General features: G+C 60.5%; 11 protein-coding genes and 1 pseudogene. 6 read left to right on the plus strand and 6 right to left on the minus strand.

Annotation, left to right across the window (positions count from 1 at the left end; all coding sequences use genetic code 11):
- Positions 1-92: 92 nt before the first annotated feature.
- Together A7J50_RS32180 and A7J50_RS32185 are read right to left on the minus strand one after the other, a co-directional pair.
- A complete protein-coding gene (locus tag A7J50_RS32180; protein WP_410524790.1) occupies positions 93-965 on the minus strand; it encodes a methyl-accepting chemotaxis protein in 873 nt (290 codons plus the stop codon).
- 30 nt (positions 966-995) lie between these two features.
- Positions 996-1,718 (minus strand): annotated as a pseudogene (locus A7J50_RS32185) (MCP four helix bundle domain-containing protein); the annotation flags it as partial.
- A gap of 277 nt (positions 1,719-1,995) precedes the next feature.
- On the opposite strand from A7J50_RS32185, the gene A7J50_RS02180 reads away from it, so the two are divergent.
- A complete protein-coding gene (locus A7J50_RS02180; protein WP_038844376.1) occupies positions 1,996-2,226 on the plus strand; it encodes a hypothetical protein in 231 nt (76 codons plus the stop codon).
- A complete protein-coding gene (locus A7J50_RS02185) occupies positions 2,223-2,516 on the plus strand; it encodes a cell division protein ZapA (protein WP_064450344.1) in 294 nt (97 codons plus the stop codon). Before A7J50_RS02180 ends, A7J50_RS02185 begins: the two co-directional genes overlap by 4 nt.
- Here A7J50_RS02185 and A7J50_RS02190 read toward each other — a convergent pair.
- Together A7J50_RS02190 and putA are read right to left on the minus strand one after the other, a co-directional pair.
- On the minus strand, positions 2,513-4,315 hold the full coding sequence (locus A7J50_RS02190) for an acyl-CoA dehydrogenase (RefSeq protein WP_064450345.1): 1,803 nt from the start codon (positions 4,313-4,315) through the stop codon (positions 2,513-2,515). The genes A7J50_RS02185 and A7J50_RS02190 overlap by 4 nt on opposite strands.
- A gap of 226 nt (positions 4,316-4,541) precedes the next feature.
- Positions 4,542-8,495 carry a trifunctional transcriptional regulator/proline dehydrogenase/L-glutamate gamma-semialdehyde dehydrogenase gene (gene putA / locus A7J50_RS02195; protein WP_064450346.1) on the minus strand — a complete coding sequence of 1,318 codons (3,954 nt, stop codon included), beginning with the start codon at positions 8,493-8,495 and terminating at the stop codon, positions 4,542-4,544.
- 460 nt (positions 8,496-8,955) lie between these two features.
- Between putA and putP the strand changes: the two genes are divergently transcribed.
- From putP to A7J50_RS02210, 3 genes are all read left to right on the plus strand, one after another.
- Positions 8,956-10,440 (plus strand): sodium/proline symporter PutP, encoded by a 1,485-nt coding sequence (putP, locus tag A7J50_RS02200; protein WP_064450347.1) that lies wholly within the window; start codon positions 8,956-8,958, stop codon positions 10,438-10,440.
- A 203-nt stretch (positions 10,441-10,643) separates the two neighbouring features.
- Positions 10,644-12,653, plus strand: coding sequence for a type VI secretion system tip protein VgrG (locus A7J50_RS02205; RefSeq protein ID WP_064450348.1), 2,010 nt, complete (start codon positions 10,644-10,646; stop codon positions 12,651-12,653).
- Positions 12,654-12,678: 25 nt separating this feature from the next.
- Positions 12,679-13,404, plus strand: coding sequence for a DUF4123 domain-containing protein (locus tag A7J50_RS02210; protein WP_064450349.1), 726 nt, complete (start codon positions 12,679-12,681; stop codon positions 13,402-13,404).
- Here A7J50_RS02210 and A7J50_RS02215 read toward each other — a convergent pair.
- On the minus strand, positions 13,390-14,667 hold the full coding sequence (locus A7J50_RS02215) for an O-acetylhomoserine aminocarboxypropyltransferase/cysteine synthase family protein (protein WP_064450350.1): 1,278 nt from the start codon (positions 14,665-14,667) through the stop codon (positions 13,390-13,392). The genes A7J50_RS02210 and A7J50_RS02215 overlap by 15 nt on opposite strands.
- Before the next feature lie 250 nt (positions 14,668-14,917).
- Here A7J50_RS02215 and A7J50_RS02220 point away from each other — a divergent pair, with 250 nt between their 5' ends.
- On the plus strand, positions 14,918-15,754 hold the full coding sequence (locus tag A7J50_RS02220) for a 23S rRNA (adenine(2030)-N(6))-methyltransferase RlmJ (protein WP_064450351.1): 837 nt from the start codon (positions 14,918-14,920) through the stop codon (positions 15,752-15,754).
- A 77-nt stretch (positions 15,755-15,831) separates the two neighbouring features.
- Here the strand turns inward: A7J50_RS02220 and msrA are convergent, their stop codons facing one another.
- The gene (gene msrA / locus A7J50_RS02225; RefSeq protein ID WP_064450352.1) at positions 15,832-16,479 is read right to left on the minus strand and encodes a peptide-methionine (S)-S-oxide reductase MsrA; all 648 of its coding nucleotides are present in this window, start codon (positions 16,477-16,479) and stop codon (positions 15,832-15,834) included.
- Between the last annotated feature and the right edge of the window lie 54 nt (positions 16,480-16,533).

Here is a 16,533-nt window from a genome sequence, read left to right on the forward strand (position 1 = left end):
GCAAGCAACCCGGTAAGCCAGGTTCACCGAGGCGATGCTATCGCAGGCAAGCCAGCTCCCACAGGAATCGACTTCGCCAGGCAGGTTATGGGTTACAGCCTGAAGCGTCCCACCATCCCATTCAAATCCACCGCCAAACGCGACAGCTCACTGCTCGCCGCACTCGTCTGGCTGGCGCCGGTCGCTGACTGCACCGACAGATCGCGGATATTCACCAGATTACGGTCCACTTCCCGCGCTACCTGTGCCTGCTCTTCCGCCGCGCTGGCGATGACCAGGTTGCGCTCGTTGATCTCTACGATCGCGGTGTTGATGGTGTCCAGCGACATCCCGGCGCCTTTGGCGATATTCAACGTCGATTCCGCGCGCTCGGTGCTGTTGCGCATCGAATTCACCGCATGCTCGGTGCCGGCTTGAATGCTGCCGATCATCCGCTCGATCTCGCTGGTGGACTGCTGGGTGCGATGGGCCAAGGCCCGCACCTCATCCGCCACCACGGCAAACCCACGGCCGGCTTCACCGGCACGCGCGGCTTCAATCGCAGCGTTCAGCGCCAGCAGGTTGGTTTGGTCAGCCAGGCCGCGAATCACGTCCAGCACCTTGCCGATATCCCGCGATTCATTGGCCAGGTCGCCAATCAAGGTGGCCGTGGCTTGCACGTCGCCGCTCATGCGCTCGATGGCGCTGACAGTTTCCTGCACCAGATCACGGCCATCACCGGCAGAAGTGGTCGCATTGCGCGACGCTTCGGAAGTGCTCACCGCATTGCGTGCGACTTCTTCGACGGCGCTGGTCATCTCGTTGACGGCGGTGGCGGCCTGTTCGATTTCATTGTTTTGCTGGGTCAGGCCGCGCGCACTTTCGTCGGTGACGGCGTTCAGCTCTTCCGCTGCCGACGCAAGCTGGGTGGCGGAACCGGCGATGCGTTGCAGGGTGTCGCGCAGCTTGTCTTGCATCTTGGCCATGGCGGCCAGCAGGCGGCCAGCTTCGTCGTTGCCGTCGACCTTGATCGGGCGCGTCAGGTTGCCTTCGGCCACTTCTTCGGCGGCTTCCAGGGCCTGGGCGATTGGCAGGGTGATGCTGCGGGTGAGCAGCCACGCGAACAACAGGGTCAGCGCCGTGGCAATGATCAACAGTCCCACCACCAGCTCAAAGGCCATGTCGTACTGGTCTTTGGCTTGCTGGTTGGTGGCGTTGGCCATCTTGTTGTTGATGTCGAGCAGGCGCGTCAGCACCGTGTTGACCTGCTCGGAGTTGCTCAGCAACTCGGTGTTGAGCAAGGCACGCAGCTCGTCGATCTGGTTGGCGCGAGACAAGCTCTTCATGCGCTCCTCGATCTGATGGTACTGACTGAGCAAACGCACGTATTCGTCATAGGCGGCCCGCTCTTCGCCGCTTTCGATGAGTTTTTCGTAGACGCCCTGGGCGCTGCGGATCTGCTGGTTGCGCAGTTCAAACGCCTCAAGGGTCTTTTGCTGCACGTCCGGCTCGCGGTTGGTCAGCAGGCGATACGACAACACCCGCAGGCGCAGAGTCAGCTGGGTGAACTCGTCGAGGGCGCGAATGCTTGGCACGCTGGACAGGGTGATGTCTTCGGTGGCTGCGCGAATCTTGCTCATTTGGTTCAGGGCGAACACACCGAGAAACAACATGAGTGCGCCAATAAACGCGAAGCCAAGAAAGGCCCTCGGCGCGATATTCATATTACGAAGAGACATGCTGGAATCCTGGGGAGAAGCGCGATCCGTGCGGCCGTGAGACGGGGTGTGTATGAACTATCGGCCATGCGACTAAAGTCTTAAGGGGGCGCGCGCTTTTGTCGCATCTGACGAGCAGTTGCGCGGATTCAGGAACCAGATCGGGTAAATGCAGTCACTAAGGCTCGAAAGTGCGGCCCGGCCCTTAAAAAACGGGCTGCGCGCCGGGGATAACCCTGGCATCCGAGGTGAATTTTCTTTATCGTCACCGCCCTTTGAAAATGCCCGAGAAATCAAAATGTTAGAAGCATCCCTCAGCCAATTGGAACAACTGGTCAGCGACCTGGTACAGCAGAATCAGGACCTACTGGGCAGCAACGAATCCCTCAAAGCGGAACTGGCCCGCGCCAAGGATGAAAATGACAGCCTGCAACTGAATCTGATGGAGCAGGAAGAAAAGCACGGCGCCACCGCCGCTCGCATCCAGGCGTTGGTTGAGCGTGTTAGCGCAGGGCCTGTCGGCGCATGAATGAAGGGATAAAGGTCGTTTCGATTCTCGGAGAGGATTACTCGATCAAGGCGCCGGACGGGGGAGATCAAACCCTGATGCACGCCGTGACCATGCTCAAGGCGTCCCTGGCCACCACCAAGAAAAAGTACCCGACCCTGATCGGTGACAAATTATTGGTACTGGCCGCACTGAACCTGTGCGCCGAGCAGATCGAAATGAAAAAGCACCACCAGCAGGAACTCGACCGTTACCAAGAGCAAGTCAGCGCCACGGTCGATGTGATTTCCAAGGCGATCGGAACGCCTTAGAACCACTCATCCTGCATCCCCAGGCACGTGTCATCGCGTGCCTCCAGAATCGCCAGTTCATGATGGCAGCTCGGCACTTCCCAGGTCAGGAAGTACCGAGCGGCCTGGAGCTTGCCTTTATAAAAGGCGACATCGGCCGCATTGCCCTTGACCAACCCTTCCTCGGCGCGAATCGCCTGCTCCAGCCAGCGCCAGCCAATCACCGTGTGCCCGAATACCTTCAAGTACAACGCCGAATTCGCCAGGCTGCTGTTGACCTTGCCTTGGGCCAGATCGGTCAGCAGGCCAATCGTCACGCTTTGCAGGCGTGCCACCAGGTGTTCCAGGGGTTCTCGCAATGCCGTCAGTGATGAGTGTTCCTGAGCGCGCGCGGCGGTTTCGGCGATCAGGCGGATCAGTTGTTTCAACCCCGCACCGCCGTTTTGCGCGAGTTTACGCCCAAGCAAATCCAGCGACTGAATGCCGTGGGTACCTTCATGGATCGGGTTCAGGCGGTTGTCGCGGTAGTATTGCTCCACCGGGTATTCGCGGGTGTAGCCATGGCCGCCGAGAATCTGGATCGCCAGTTCATTGGCCTTGAGGCAGAACTCCGACGGCCAGGACTTGACGATAGGCGTGAGCAAATCGAGCAATTCGTGGGCGTGCTTGCGCTCGGCATCGGTGGTCAGCGTGGTGGTGTCGTCGAACAGCCGCGCTGCATACAGGCCGAGGTCGAAGGCACCTTCCACATAGGCTTTCTGGGTCAGCAGCATGCGCTTGATATCAGCGTGCTGAATGATCGAGACCGGCGCGGTGCTCGGGTCTTTGCTGTCGGGCAGGCGCCCTTGCGGACGTTCGCGAGCGTACTCCAGCGAGTAGAGGTAGCCGGCGTAACCCAGCATCACCGCGCCCATGCCTACGCCGATGCGCGCCTCGTTCATCATTTGGAACATACAGCTCAGGCCCTGATGCGGTTTGCCCACCAGATAGCCGACACAGTTGCCGTTATCGCCGAAGTTCAGTGCCGTGGACGTTGTACCGCGCCAGCCCATCTTGTGGAACAGCCCGGCCAGCAGCACGTCGTTGCGTGCGCCCAGACTGCCATCGTCGTTGACCAGGAATTTGGGCACGATAAACAGCGAAATGCCCTTCACCCCGGCCGGTGCATCCGGCAACTTGGCCAGCACCATGTGCACGATATTTTCCGACAGCGGGTGATCGCCGCCGGAGATAAAAATTTTATTGCCCTTTAGCCGATAACTGCCGTCAGCAGCGGGCTCGGCGCGTGTACGAATATCCGACAGCGACGAGCCGGCATGCGGCTCGGTGAGGGCCATGGTGCCGAAGAAACGGCCGTCGATCATCGGTTGCAGGAAGCGCTGTTTCTGCTCCTCGGTGCCGAAGCTTTCGATCAGGTTGGCGGCGCCCATGGTCAGGAACGGGTAGGACGTGGAGGCGGCGTTGGCAGACTGGAAGTGCGCGAAACAGGCCTGGGACAGCAACGTCGGCAGTTGCATGCCACCGGCTTCAAAACTGCGGGCGGCGTTCAGAAAACCAGCTTCGAGGAACGCGTCCACGGCGGGTTTCACTTCCGGGATCAGGATCGCCTTGCCGTCTTCATAACGCGGCTCGTTTTCGTCGTTCTTGCGGTTGTGCGGCGCGAAAAACTTCTCGGCAATGCTGCGCGCGGTGCTGATGGCGGCATCAAAGGTTTCACGGTTGTGTTCGGCAAACCGCTCGCGCTGAGTCAGGCCCTCGGCATCGAGGACTTCGTACAGCTCGAAAGCCAGATTGCGGGAACTGAGCAGCGTCTCGGACATGGCGGCTTACCTGTAGGGGAATAGGCCTGAGTCTAAGTGTGCGAATGGAGGCTGGATAGCAAGATTGATTTGCGTGATGGAAGGGCAGAACAGGGGCTGAAGGTGGGATGCGGTCAATGTGGGAGCTGGCTTGCCTGCGATGAGGCAACACCAGCCGACATCTTTGTCACTGACCCGCCGCTATCGCAGGCAAGCCAGCTCCCACATGTTTACCGCGTCTCGTCAGTTAGCCGATGGTCATCAGGCTGGCGTTACCACCCGCTGCAGCGGTGTTAACGCTCAACGCGCGCTCGATCACCAGGCGTTCAAGGCCTATCGTGGTTTCACCCTGCGACAAACCATGCACCCCGACAATCGCCCCGCCACGCTGGGCCACTTGCTGGCAAACAGCGCGCAGTTGGTCGGAATCACCGTGGTGCAAGACGGCATCGAACACCACCTCGTCCTTGGTCCAATCAGCAACGCGCTTGATCTTCGCCTGAATCTCCCTTGGCAGGCGTGGGAACAAGGCCTTGGTCAGGTCGGTTTCCGGCCATACCGCCGAACCGCCGACGGCCAATACCGCCGCCAGTTGCGTCAGCAGGTCACCTTCCACTTCCGCCAGGCACAACACGTGCTCGCGGGGCAGGATGGCGTAGCTGTTGCGCTCGCCGGTCGGGCCGGCCAGTTGGCGGGTGATACCGCTTTGCGATTGCGCGGCGAACTGGCTGCACAGGGCGCTCAGGTCGCTGAACTGGTTGCTGTCGGCCCAGGTTTTCAGGGCGGTCAGTGGTTGGCTCATGGCATCGCGCAGACGCACGTCCGGTGCGGCCAGCTTGTCGCCACGCACGAAGGATTGCTCGATCGCATCGGTAGGACGTGTCGACAGCAGGCGGTACAGGTACAACGGCCCACCGGCTTTCGGGCCAGTGCCCGACAGGCCTTCGCCGCCGAATGGCTGCACGCCGACCACGGCGCCGACAATGTTGCGGTTCACGTAGACGTTACCGGCATGCACGTTGTCGATCACCTTGGCGATGGTCTCGTCGATGCGAGTGTGCACGCCCAGGGTCAGGCCGTAGCCGGACGCGTTGATCTGCGCGATGAGCTGGTCGATCTCTTTGCGCTTGTAGCGCACCACGTGCAGCACCGGGCCGAAGATCTCCCTTTGCAGTTCGTCGAAGCTTTCCAGCTCGATCAGGGTCGGCATCACGAAAGTGCCACGCTTGATCTCTTCGCCGTCGGCAATTGCCACTTGGTAAACCGCGCGGCCTTTGTCGCGCATGGCCTGGATGTGTTTCTCGATGCCGGCCTTGGCTTCGGCGTCGATCACCGGGCCGATATCCACCGACAGGCGCTCCGGGTTGCCCAGGCGGCATTCAGCCATGGCGCCCTTGAGCATTTCGATGACACGGTCTGCCGAATCTTCCTGCAAGCACAGTACACGCAGGGCCGAGCAACGCTGGCCGGCGCTGTCGAAGGCCGAGGACACGACGTCGATCACCACTTGTTCGGTCAGTGCCGAAGAGTCGACGATCATCGCGTTCTGGCCACCGGTTTCGGCGATCAGCGGAATCGGACGGCCCTGGGTATCCAGGCGACCGGCGACGCTGCGTTGCAGCAGGCGCGCCACTTCGGTGGAGCCGGTGAACATCACGCCTTTGACGCGATCATCACCCACCAGGCGCGCGCCGACGGTTTCGCCCTGGCCCGGCAGCAGTTGCAGCACGCCTTCCGGAATGCCGGCTTCGAGCAAAATACGCACGGCCTGGGCGGCCACCAGTGGTGTTTGCTCGGCAGGCTTGGCCAATACCGGGTTACCGGCCGCCAGTGCTGCAGCGACTTGGCCACTGAAAATCGCCAGCGGGAAGTTCCACGGACTGATGCAGACCACCGGGCCCAATGGGCGGTGGGCGTCGTTGGTGAAATCGTTACGGGCCTGCACCGCGTAGTAGCGCAGGAAGTCCACGGCTTCACGCACTTCGGCAATGGCGTTGGCAAAGGTCTTACCGGCTTCGCGAGCCAGCAGGCCCATCAGCGGCTGGATCTCGCCTTCCATCAAGTCGGCGGCGCGCTCCAGGATCGCGGCGCGTTCGGCGGGCGGGGTGGCCTGCCAGATCGGACCGGCGTTGATGGCGCACTGGATGGCGTTGTCGACGTCTTCGACGGTGGCTTCCTGTACATGGCCGACCACATCGCGCAAGTCGGATGGGTTCAGCACAGGGGCGGCGGCTTCATTGCTGGACGCGCAACCGAGCATCGGCTCGGCCTTCCAGTCGTTGTGGGCCGTGGCCAGCAAGGCGCAAGACAGCGACGCCAAGCGGTGTTCGTTGGCCAGGTCGATACCGGCCGAGTTGGCGCGGTCGCTGCCATACAGGTCGCGCGGCAATGGAATACGCGGGTGCGGCAGGCCGAAGCCGCCTTCCAGCGTCGCCATTTGCTCGATGTTGGCCACTGGATCGGCCACCAGCTCCTGAATCGAGATGGTGTGGTCGGCAATCCGGTTGACGAACGAGGTGTTGGCGCCGTTTTCCAGCAGGCGCCGCACCAGGTAGGCCAGCAGTGTTTCGTGGGTGCCGACCGGTGCGTACACGCGGCACGGACGGTTCAGCTTGCCATCGGAAACCTTGCCTACAACCTGCTCGTACAGCGGTTCACCCATGCCGTGCAGGCACTGGAACTCGTACTGGCCGGGGTAATAGTTCTGACCGGCGATATGGTAGATGGCCGACAGCGTGTGGGCGTTGTGCGTAGCGAATTGCGGGTAGATGACTTCCGGTACCGACAGCAGTTTGCGTGCACAGGCGATGTAGGAAACGTCGGTGTACACCTTGCGGGTATAGACCGGGTAGCCTTCCAGGCCTTCAACCTGGGCGCGCTTGATTTCGCTGTCCCAGTACGCGCCTTTCACCAGGCGGATCATCAGGCGATGGCGGCTGCGGCGCGCCAGGTCGATGACGTAGTCGATCACATACGGGCAACGCTTCTGGTAAGCCTGGATCACGAAACCGATGCCGTTCCAGCCGGTCAGTTGCGGCTCGAAGCACAGGCGTTCCAGCAGGTCCAGCGACAGCTCAAGGCGGTCGGCTTCTTCGGCGTCGATGTTCAGGCCGATGTCATATTGCTTGGCCAGCAAGGTCAGTGACAGCAGGCGCGGGTACAGCTCATCCATCACGCGCTCGTACTGCGCACGGCTGTAACGCGGGTGCAGTGCCGAGAGCTTGATGGAGATGCCCGGGCCTTCATAAATCCCACGGCCGTGTGAGGCTTTGCCGATGGAATGAATGGCTTGCTCGTACGAGGCCAGGTACTTCTGGGCATCGTGTTCGGTCAGCGCGGCTTCACCAAGCATGTCGTAGGAATAGCGGAAACCCTTGGCTTCGAACTTGCTCGCATTGGCCAGGGCTTCGGCGATGGTTTCGCCGGTGACGAACTGCTCGCCCATCAGGCGCATGGCCATGTCGACGCCCTTGCGGATCATCGGCTCGCCGCTCTTGCCGATAATACGGCTCAGGGACGAGGTCAAACCCGCTTCGTTGTGGGTGGCGACCAGTTTGCCGGTCAGCAGCAGGCCCCAGGTGGCGGCATTGACGAACAGCGACGGGCTGTTGCCCAGGTGCGGCTGCCAGTTGCCGGTGCTGATCTTGTCGCGGATCAGCGCATCGCGGGTGCCTTTGTCCGGGATACGCAGCAGCGCTTCGGCCAGGCACATCAGGGCCACGCCTTCCTGGGACGACAGAGAAAATTCTTGCAACAGGCCCTGAACAATACCGGCACGGCCGCCGGCACTCTTCTGGTTGCGCAGTTTTTCGGCAATCGAGGCGGCCAGCTTGTTGGTGGCTTCGGCCATTGCCTGCGGCAGGCGTGCCTGCTCGATCAGCATCGGCACCACTTCCGGCTCAGGGCGGCGGTAAGCGGCGGTGATCGATGCGCGTAGTACCGATTGCGGCAGGATGCTCTCGGCGAACTCCAGGAAGCACTGGTGGGCGTGGTCGGGCTGGACTTCGCCGGCGTCTTCAGCGTCCTTACTGCCCAAACCATTGAGCTCGGTCAGGGTTGCACCACCCTCAAGTTTCTCCAGGTAATTGAAAATTGCCTGCTTGATCAGCCAGTGCGGCGTGCGATCAATGGAGGTCGCGGCCGCCTTCAGGCGTTCGCGGGTCGGGTCGTCGAGTTTGACCCCAAGGGTGGTCGTTGCCATCTTTTTATCCTCATGGGTGCCACTACCGAGTGGCATCTGCTGGCGGCAAGATTAGCTTTGCCCAACAAGAGGTGCAACCGGGTGCAACCCTTTTGTTCAGGAAATTTTCGACGGTTCACAGGAAAAAATCCGGCCTTCAACCGAATCGGCTTCACCTTGGTGCATTTGCTTCTGAGATCGGCTGTTCTTGCTCCGAAAAGGAGCAAAAAAGAAGGGTTTTCGACGAATCACGCTAAGGTGCAACTTATTCTCAAGAAACTGGTTGCACCTTATTTGCTTTGTTGAATAGCATTCGCGGCCAAGGTGCAACCACCTTCAAGGTTCGGTTCATCGGCTGGCGGCTTTCCTGGGGAAACGTCAGTCATAAATGCGCGGCAACCAGTTACGTTTACTCACTGAACCAGTGGGTGGCGTCTGACAGACCGTCGCTACATAAAAACAAAGCCAGGGCGTCACTCTTATGAGCGTTAGTAATCCTACCCTGATCACGTTCGTGATCTACATCGCAGCAATGGTGCTGATCGGCTTCATGGCCTATCGCTCCACCAACAACCTTTCCGATTACATCCTCGGCGGTCGCAGCCTCGGTAGCGTGGTCACAGCCTTGTCGGCCGGTGCTTCCGATATGAGCGGCTGGTTGTTGATGGGCCTGCCGGGCGCGATCTACATGTCCGGCCTGTCGGAAAGCTGGATCGCCATCGGCCTGATCGTTGGTGCCTACCTGAACTGGTTGTTCGTGGCCGGCCGCCTGCGAGTGCAGACCGAGCACAACGGTGACGCCCTGACGCTGCCGGATTACTTCTCCAGCCGCTTCGAAGACAAAAGCGGCCTGCTGCGGATCATCTCTGCGGTGGTGATTCTGGTGTTCTTCACCATTTATTGTGCCTCCGGCATCGTGGCCGGTGCCCGCTTGTTTGAAAGCACGTTCGGCATGTCCTACGAGACGGCGCTGTGGGCCGGTGCTGCGGCGACGATTGCCTACACCTTCGTGGGTGGTTTCCTTGCCGTCAGCTGGACCGATACCGTCCAAGCCACGCTGATGATCTTCGCCCTGATCCTGACGCCGATCATCGTGCTGCTGGCTACCGGCGGCATCGACACCACGTTCCTGGCGATCGAAGCCAAGAACCCGGACAACTTCAACATGCTGAAAAACACCTCGTTCATCGGCATCATCTCGCTGATGGGCTGGGGCTTGGGTTACTTCGGCCAGCCGCACATCCTCGCGCGCTTCATGGCGGCGGATTCGGTGAAGTCGATTGCCAAGGCGCGTCGTATTTCCATGACCTGGATGATCCTGTGCCTGGGCGGCACCGTGGCGGTGGGCTTCTTCGGCATCGCTTACTTCTCGGCGCACCCGGAAGTGGCGGGGCCGGTCAACGAGAACCACGAACGTGTGTTCATTGAACTGGCCAAGCTGCTGTTCAACCCGTGGATCGCTGGCGTGCTGTTGTCGGCCATTCTGGCGGCCGTCATGAGCACCCTGAGCTGCCAGTTGCTGGTGTGCTCCAGCGCCTTGACCGAAGACTTCTACAAAACCTTCCTGCGCAAAAACGCTTCCCAGGTTGAACTGGTGTGGGTCGGCCGTGCCATGGTGCTGTTGGTTGCCCTGATTGCTATCGTTATGGCCGCCAACCCGGACAACCGCGTGTTGGGTCTGGTGAGCTACGCCTGGGCCGGTTTCGGCGCTGCGTTTGGTCCTGTGGTACTGATTTCAGTGATGTGGAAAGGCATGACCCGCAACGGCGCATTGGCGGGCATTCTGGTGGGCGCGATCACTGTGATCGTGTGGAAGCATTTCAACCTGCTGGGCCTGTACGAAATCATCCCGGGCTTTATCTTCGCCAGCTTGGCGATCTACGTCGTGAGCAAGCTGGGCGCACCGACTGCGGGTATGGTTGAGCGTTTTGATGCTGCGGAAAAAGACTACAACCTCAACAAGTAATTCTTCGGGCGTTTAGCGCCAGATGAGCTTAAAAAAGGCCCGCCATCCGTAGGATACGGGCCTTTTTTTGCGTGCGATTTACGTCCGCGGCAAGAACATTCGGACGTGTGCGTGTAGGGCTTTACTGATTTTCCCAGGACGTGCTCAGCCGGGCGCAGCAGTGGTGCAGAATCTGGCGCCTACCCTTCGCAGAGAAACACCGGATGTTCGCTCCTGCCAATCAAAGTGCCTTTAACCTAACCCTGAATGGGGTTGCGTGCGACCTTAAAGTCTTTAGCTTCAAAGGTCAGGAGGCGCTCAGCCAGCCCTATCGTTTTGAGCTTGAGTTGGTCAGCGAGCAACCCGATATCGACCTGGAAAGCATGCTGCATCGCCAGGTATATCTGGGTTTTGATGAACAGGGCCATGGCGTTCACGGCCTGGTTTATCGGGTGGCCCAGGGCGATTCCGGACGACGTCTTACGCGCTACCAGATCAGTCTTGTGCCGCAATTGGCGTACCTGATGCACAGCAGCCATCAGCGTATTTTCCAGCACAAGACGGTGCCGCAGATTGTTGCGCTGGTGCTGGTGGGGCAGGGGATTCAGGGCGACCGCTTCGAGTTTCGGCTGAGCGGTCACTACCCGGAGCGTGAGTATTGTGTGCAGTTCGGTGAGACCGATCTGGCGTTCATTCAGCGTCTGTGTGCCGAGCTGGGGATTCACTATCACTTCCAGCATTCGCCCGAGGGGCACGTGCTGGTGTTCGGCGATGACCAGACAGTGTTTGCCCAGGCTGACCAGCCCACCCCGTATACACCCGGTTCCGGAATGGTGGCGGGCGCCCCGGCGATCAAACGGTTCGCGGTGCAATTGGAAACCCGCACGACGTCAGTGAGCCTGCGCGATTACGATTTCCGCAAGCCACGCCTGGCGTTGGAGAGCGAAGTCGCCGGCGAGGCGTTTCCCACGCTGGAGGAGCAAACCTACCCCGGTCAATTTTCTGATCGGCTCCATGGCAAATACCTCGCGCAACGTGGTTTGGAGCGCCACCGCCGAGACGCTCGCATCGCCCACGGCGAAGGCGATGAGCCGGCGTTGGTCTGCGGGCGTTTCCTCATGCTGAGCGGGCACCCACGTGAAGAATGGAACAACTTGTGGCTGGTGACGCAAGTAACCCACGAAGGTAAACAACCCCAAGTGCTCGAGGAGGCCGTGACTGAGGTCGAAGGCGGGGATTTTCGCCAGGGCTATCGCAACGAATTTATCGCTGCGCCGTGGGATGTGATCTTTCGTCCGCCCATGCCTGAGCAGCAGCGTCCGACCCTTGCGGGTTATCAGAACGCGGTGGTCACCGGCCCTGCCGACAGCGAAATCCATTGCGATGAATACGGTCGGGTCAAAGTGCAGATGGCCTGGGATCGCGACGGGGCGCACAACGACCATTCCAGTTGCTGGCTGCGCGTCGCCAGTGCCTGGGCCCATGACCGTTATGGCTCGGTGCTGATCCCCAGGGTTGGCATGGAAGTCCTGGTGGGCTTCGTCAATGGCGACATGGATATGCCCCTGGTGATGGGTTGTCTGCCCAACGCATCGACACCGGTGCCTCTGGACTTGCCGGCGGACAAGACCCGCAGCATTTTGCGCAGTCACAGCAGCCCGGGTGGTGGGGGCTACAACGAATTGCGGATTGAGGACCGCAAGGGTGCCGAGGAAATCTACCTGCGTGCCCAGCGTGACTGGACCCAGCACGTGTTGCATGACCAGCAGGTACAGGTTGATAACCTGCGCCGGGTGAGGGTCGGTGGTGAGTCCCATCATGAGCTTCAAGGCGAAGAGCAACGCATCACCCATGGCAACCGCCTGACCGAGCTCAAGCAGGACGATCACCTGGTAGTCGGCGGGTCGCAGCAGGTGCGGGCCGGTCGCAGCATTCAGATAGGCGCAGGGCAAAGCATCGTCATCGACGCGGGTGCCGCCGTTACGATCCAGGCCGGAGGGCAGTCGATCACGGTGTCGGCGGCTGGCATATTCAGCAGCGTGCCGATTCAGATTGGCGGTGCGCCCGGTCCTGCCGCTGCGCCGTTAATGGCGGGAATAAAAGAAAAACTGCTGGCGGTTATTCCCGCACCGTTGAGCCGCGTGCAAGTGGCCAGTCTGAAACGCAGCGCACCGTTTTGCGAAGAGTGTGAGCGCTGCAAGAACGGTCAGTGTGATATCACCCGACACCTTTAAGCTTTAATCAAAAGGAATTGCCCTTATGCGTCACGCTTTGGCGCCACGCGCTTGGCTGGCTCAACGCCCTTTGCTACCCAATGAGCAGATGTTTGTGGTGCTGAGTGGAACCAGCGACGCCAAGCCCTTTGCCGCTTGGCAAGCCATGGCTGCCGGCGCGCCGCCCCGGGCGATCTGGGCAGGCACAGCCTACGCGCAGTGGAGCGAGGTAATGCCTTATGTTGGGCTCATCGAGCCCGGCAGTCCCTTCCTCGACTGGGTCGCAACCACCGAATCAATGGATTGGGGCTGGCTGGCGGTTTCATCCAGCCCGCCGGAAACAGTGCTCGCGCACCTGCAAAGCTTGACCAAGGTGTTTGCGCACAATGACCAGGCAGTGTTTTTGCGCTTCTGGGATGCTGCTCAGTTTCTACCGATTGTGCGCACCCTGGGTGAGGAGGCCGGGAGCGTATTGCCGGTGTTCCAGCGGTATCTGATCAATGGCCAACCGCTGACCGTTGCGACTGGCCCAGTCACCGCCGCCAAAGCCAGCCCCTGGTGGCGAGTGCCGGAATCGTTGCTGGAGCATCTGGCAGCGCGATCGCCCCACGTGCTGATCGATAACCTGCTGCAATGGCTCGAGGAACAGCGCCCTGACCTGTACACCGCCTTTAAGCCGGCGACGTTGCGGCACAAGGTCGCCTACTTCGCGCGCAGGCCGGACATCAGCCATGAAGCGCTGGCCGAGGACCTCGCCTCAGCGTTGAGTTGAACCCAATGCCTGCTGCAGGTCTTCGATCAGGTCCTCAATTGCCTCGATGCCCACTGACAGGCGAATCATCTCCGGCTTCACGCCTGCCTTGGCCTGTTCCTGCTCGTTCATCTGTCGGTGAGTCGTGGACGCGGGGTGGCAGGCCAGTGATTTGGCGTCGCCGATATTCACCAGGCGTTTGAAGATTTGCAGGGCGTCGTAGAAGCGCACGCCAGCGCCATAGCCGCCCTTTAAGCCAAAGGACAGGATCGCCGAGGGTTTGCCCTGCATGTATTTTTGCGCCAGTGCGTGGTGCGGGTGCTCCGGCAACCCGGCGTAGCTGACCCATTCCACCTCGGTGTGGCCTTGCAGGAATTGCGCGACTTTCAGCGCGTTCTCGGTATGGCGCTCCATGCGCAGGGCCAGGGTTTCCAGACCTTGCAGCAAAAGGAACGCGTTCATCGGTGCGAGGGCTGCGCCGGTATTGCGCAACGGCACGGTACGGGCGCGGGCGATGAAGGCGGCAGGGCCGAATTTTTCGGTGTAGACCACGCCGTGGTAGGCCGGCTCGGGTTGGTTGAGGCCGGGAAATTTCTCCGGGTATTGGGACCAGGGGAAGGTGCCGCTGTCGACGATTACCCCGCCCAATGAGTTGCCATGGCCGCCGACGTATTTCGTCACTGAGTGCACCACGATGTCGGCACCGAACTGGATCGGCTTGCACAGGATCGGCGTGGCCACGGTGTTGTCCACCATCAACGGGACGCCCCGGGCGTGGGCGACTTCCGCCAGGGCTTCAATGTCGATGATATTGCCGGCCGGGTTACCGATGCTTTCGCAGTACACCAGCTTGGTGTTGTCGTCGATCAGTTCGGCGATGGCTTCGGCAGAGTCGTTGCGGGCGAAACGCACATCGACGCCAAAACTCGGCAGCAGGTGGGCGAACAGGGTGTAGGTGCCGCCATAGAGTTGCGGGGTGGTGACGATATTGTCACCGGCGCGGGTCAGGGTCTGGATCGCGTAGTGGATCGCCGCGCTGCCGGCCGAAACGGCCAGGGCCGCAATGCCGCCTTCAAGCGCGGCGAGACGCTGTTCCAGCACATCGTTGGTAGGGTTCATGATGCGCGTGTAGATGTTGCCGGGTACGTCCAGGTTGAAGAGGTCGGCGCCATGTTGGGCGTTATCGAATTCGAAGGCGACGTTCTGGTAGATCGGCACAGCGACAGCCTTGGTGGTCGGGTCCGATTTGAAGCCGTGATGCAGTGCAATAGTGGCGTCTTTCATGATTGTTATAGACCTCCTTGGATTCATGGGTGCCCCCAAACACTGTGGGAACTGGCTTGCTGGCGATAGCATCACCGCGGTGTACGGGTAATACCGCGTCACTTGCATTGAGGGCAAGCCCGCTGCCATAGGTGGGATTAGACTGTTTTCTGCGGTGTGCCTGTGTTCGTGACATAAGCACTGCCCGACACGCAGCCCTGCACCTTTGCCCCTGTTGAAGGTAAACTTCGCCCCCTGCGCAGGAGCAACCATGAATTATCGTCACGCCTTTCACGCCGGCAACCACGCCGATGTCTTCAAACACCTGACCTTGACCCGCCTCATCGCCCTGATGTCGCGCAAGGAACAGCCGTTCGCCTACCTCGACACCCACGCCGGGATAGGTCTGTACGACTTGCAGGGCGACCAGGCCAACCGCACCGGTGAATACCTGGAAGGCATCGCGCGTCTGTGGGGTGAAAGCGATCTGCCGCCGCTGACCGCCGACTACATGCGCGTGCTGCACGAAATGAACCCGGATGGCCAGTTGCGTTACTACCCGGGCTCGCCGGAGCTGGCGCGCCGCCTCACGCGGCCCCAGGACCGTGTGTTGCTCAATGAGAAGCACCCGGAAGACGGCGTGCTGCTCAAGGACAACATGAAAGGTGATCGCCGGGTCAAAGTGCACCTGGGCGAGGGCTGGCATGTACCGCGTGCGCTGTTACCGGTGCCGGAGAAACGCGCACTGATGCTGATTGACCCGCCGTTTGAGCAACTCGATGAAATGCAGCGCTGCGCGGCGTCCCTCAAGGAGGCGGTCAGCCGTATGCGCCAGACCGTTGCGGCGATCTGGTATCCGGTCAAGGACCAGCGCATGTTGCGCCGCTTCTACCAGGACCTGGCTGGCACTGGTGCGCCGAAGTTACTGCGGGTGGAGTTGCTGGTGCATCCGCTGGACACGCCCAATACCCTGAACGGCTCGGGCCTGGCGATTGCCAATCCGCCGTGGGGGTTGGAGGAGGAATTGCGTGAGTTGCTGCCGTGGCTGTCCAAGAAGCTTGGCCAGACCCAGGGTGGGTGGCAGATGGATTGGCTCATCGCTGAGTAGTTATGAGCTACAAGCTACAAGCTACAAGTAAAACCCATTGCTTGCAGCTTGCAGCTTGAAACTTGCGGCTTCGATCCTTAGATCGGGCACGTCACGCCCGTGCCACCGATGCCGCAATAGCCCTGCGGATTCTTCGCCAGGTACTGCTGGTGGTACGCCTCGGCGAAATACACCGTCGGCGCTTCGTCGATTTCTGTGGTGATGGTGCCCAGCCCGGCCTTGGTCAGCTCACTCTGATACGCCTGGGCACTGGCCTTCGCCGCCTCCAGATGTTCAGGTTTGACCGCGTAGATCACCGAACGGTATTGGCTGCCGATGTCATTGCCCTGGCGCATCCCTTGGGTGGGGTTGTGCAGTTCCCAGAACATTTTCAGCAGTTCTTCATAGCTGATCTTGTCTTGGTCAAACACCACCAGTACCACTTCGCTGTGGCCGGTCAGGCCCGAGCAGACTTCTTCGTACGTCGGGTTCGGCGTGTAGCCGCCGGCGTACCCGACGACGGTGCTGACCACGCCGTCGCGCTGCCAGAATTTGCGCTCCGCGCCCCAGAAGCAACCCAGGCCGAAAATCGCGAACTCTACGTTGTCGACAAATGGGCCCAGCAATGGGTTGCCGTTGACGAAATGCATTTCCGGCAGATTCATCGGCGTTTCACGGCCAGGCAAAGCTTGTTCTTGAGTAGGCAGCACGTTTTTGTTCACCAGAATTTCCGAGCGCAAGACCATGATCAGTCCTCTCAGTCAGATTGAGTTATGTAATAAGACAGACAGCCAGTGTGC

The organism is Pseudomonas antarctica, from assembly GCF_001647715.1.
GTDB lineage: Bacteria > Pseudomonadota > Gammaproteobacteria > Pseudomonadales > Pseudomonadaceae > Aquipseudomonas > Aquipseudomonas antarctica_A.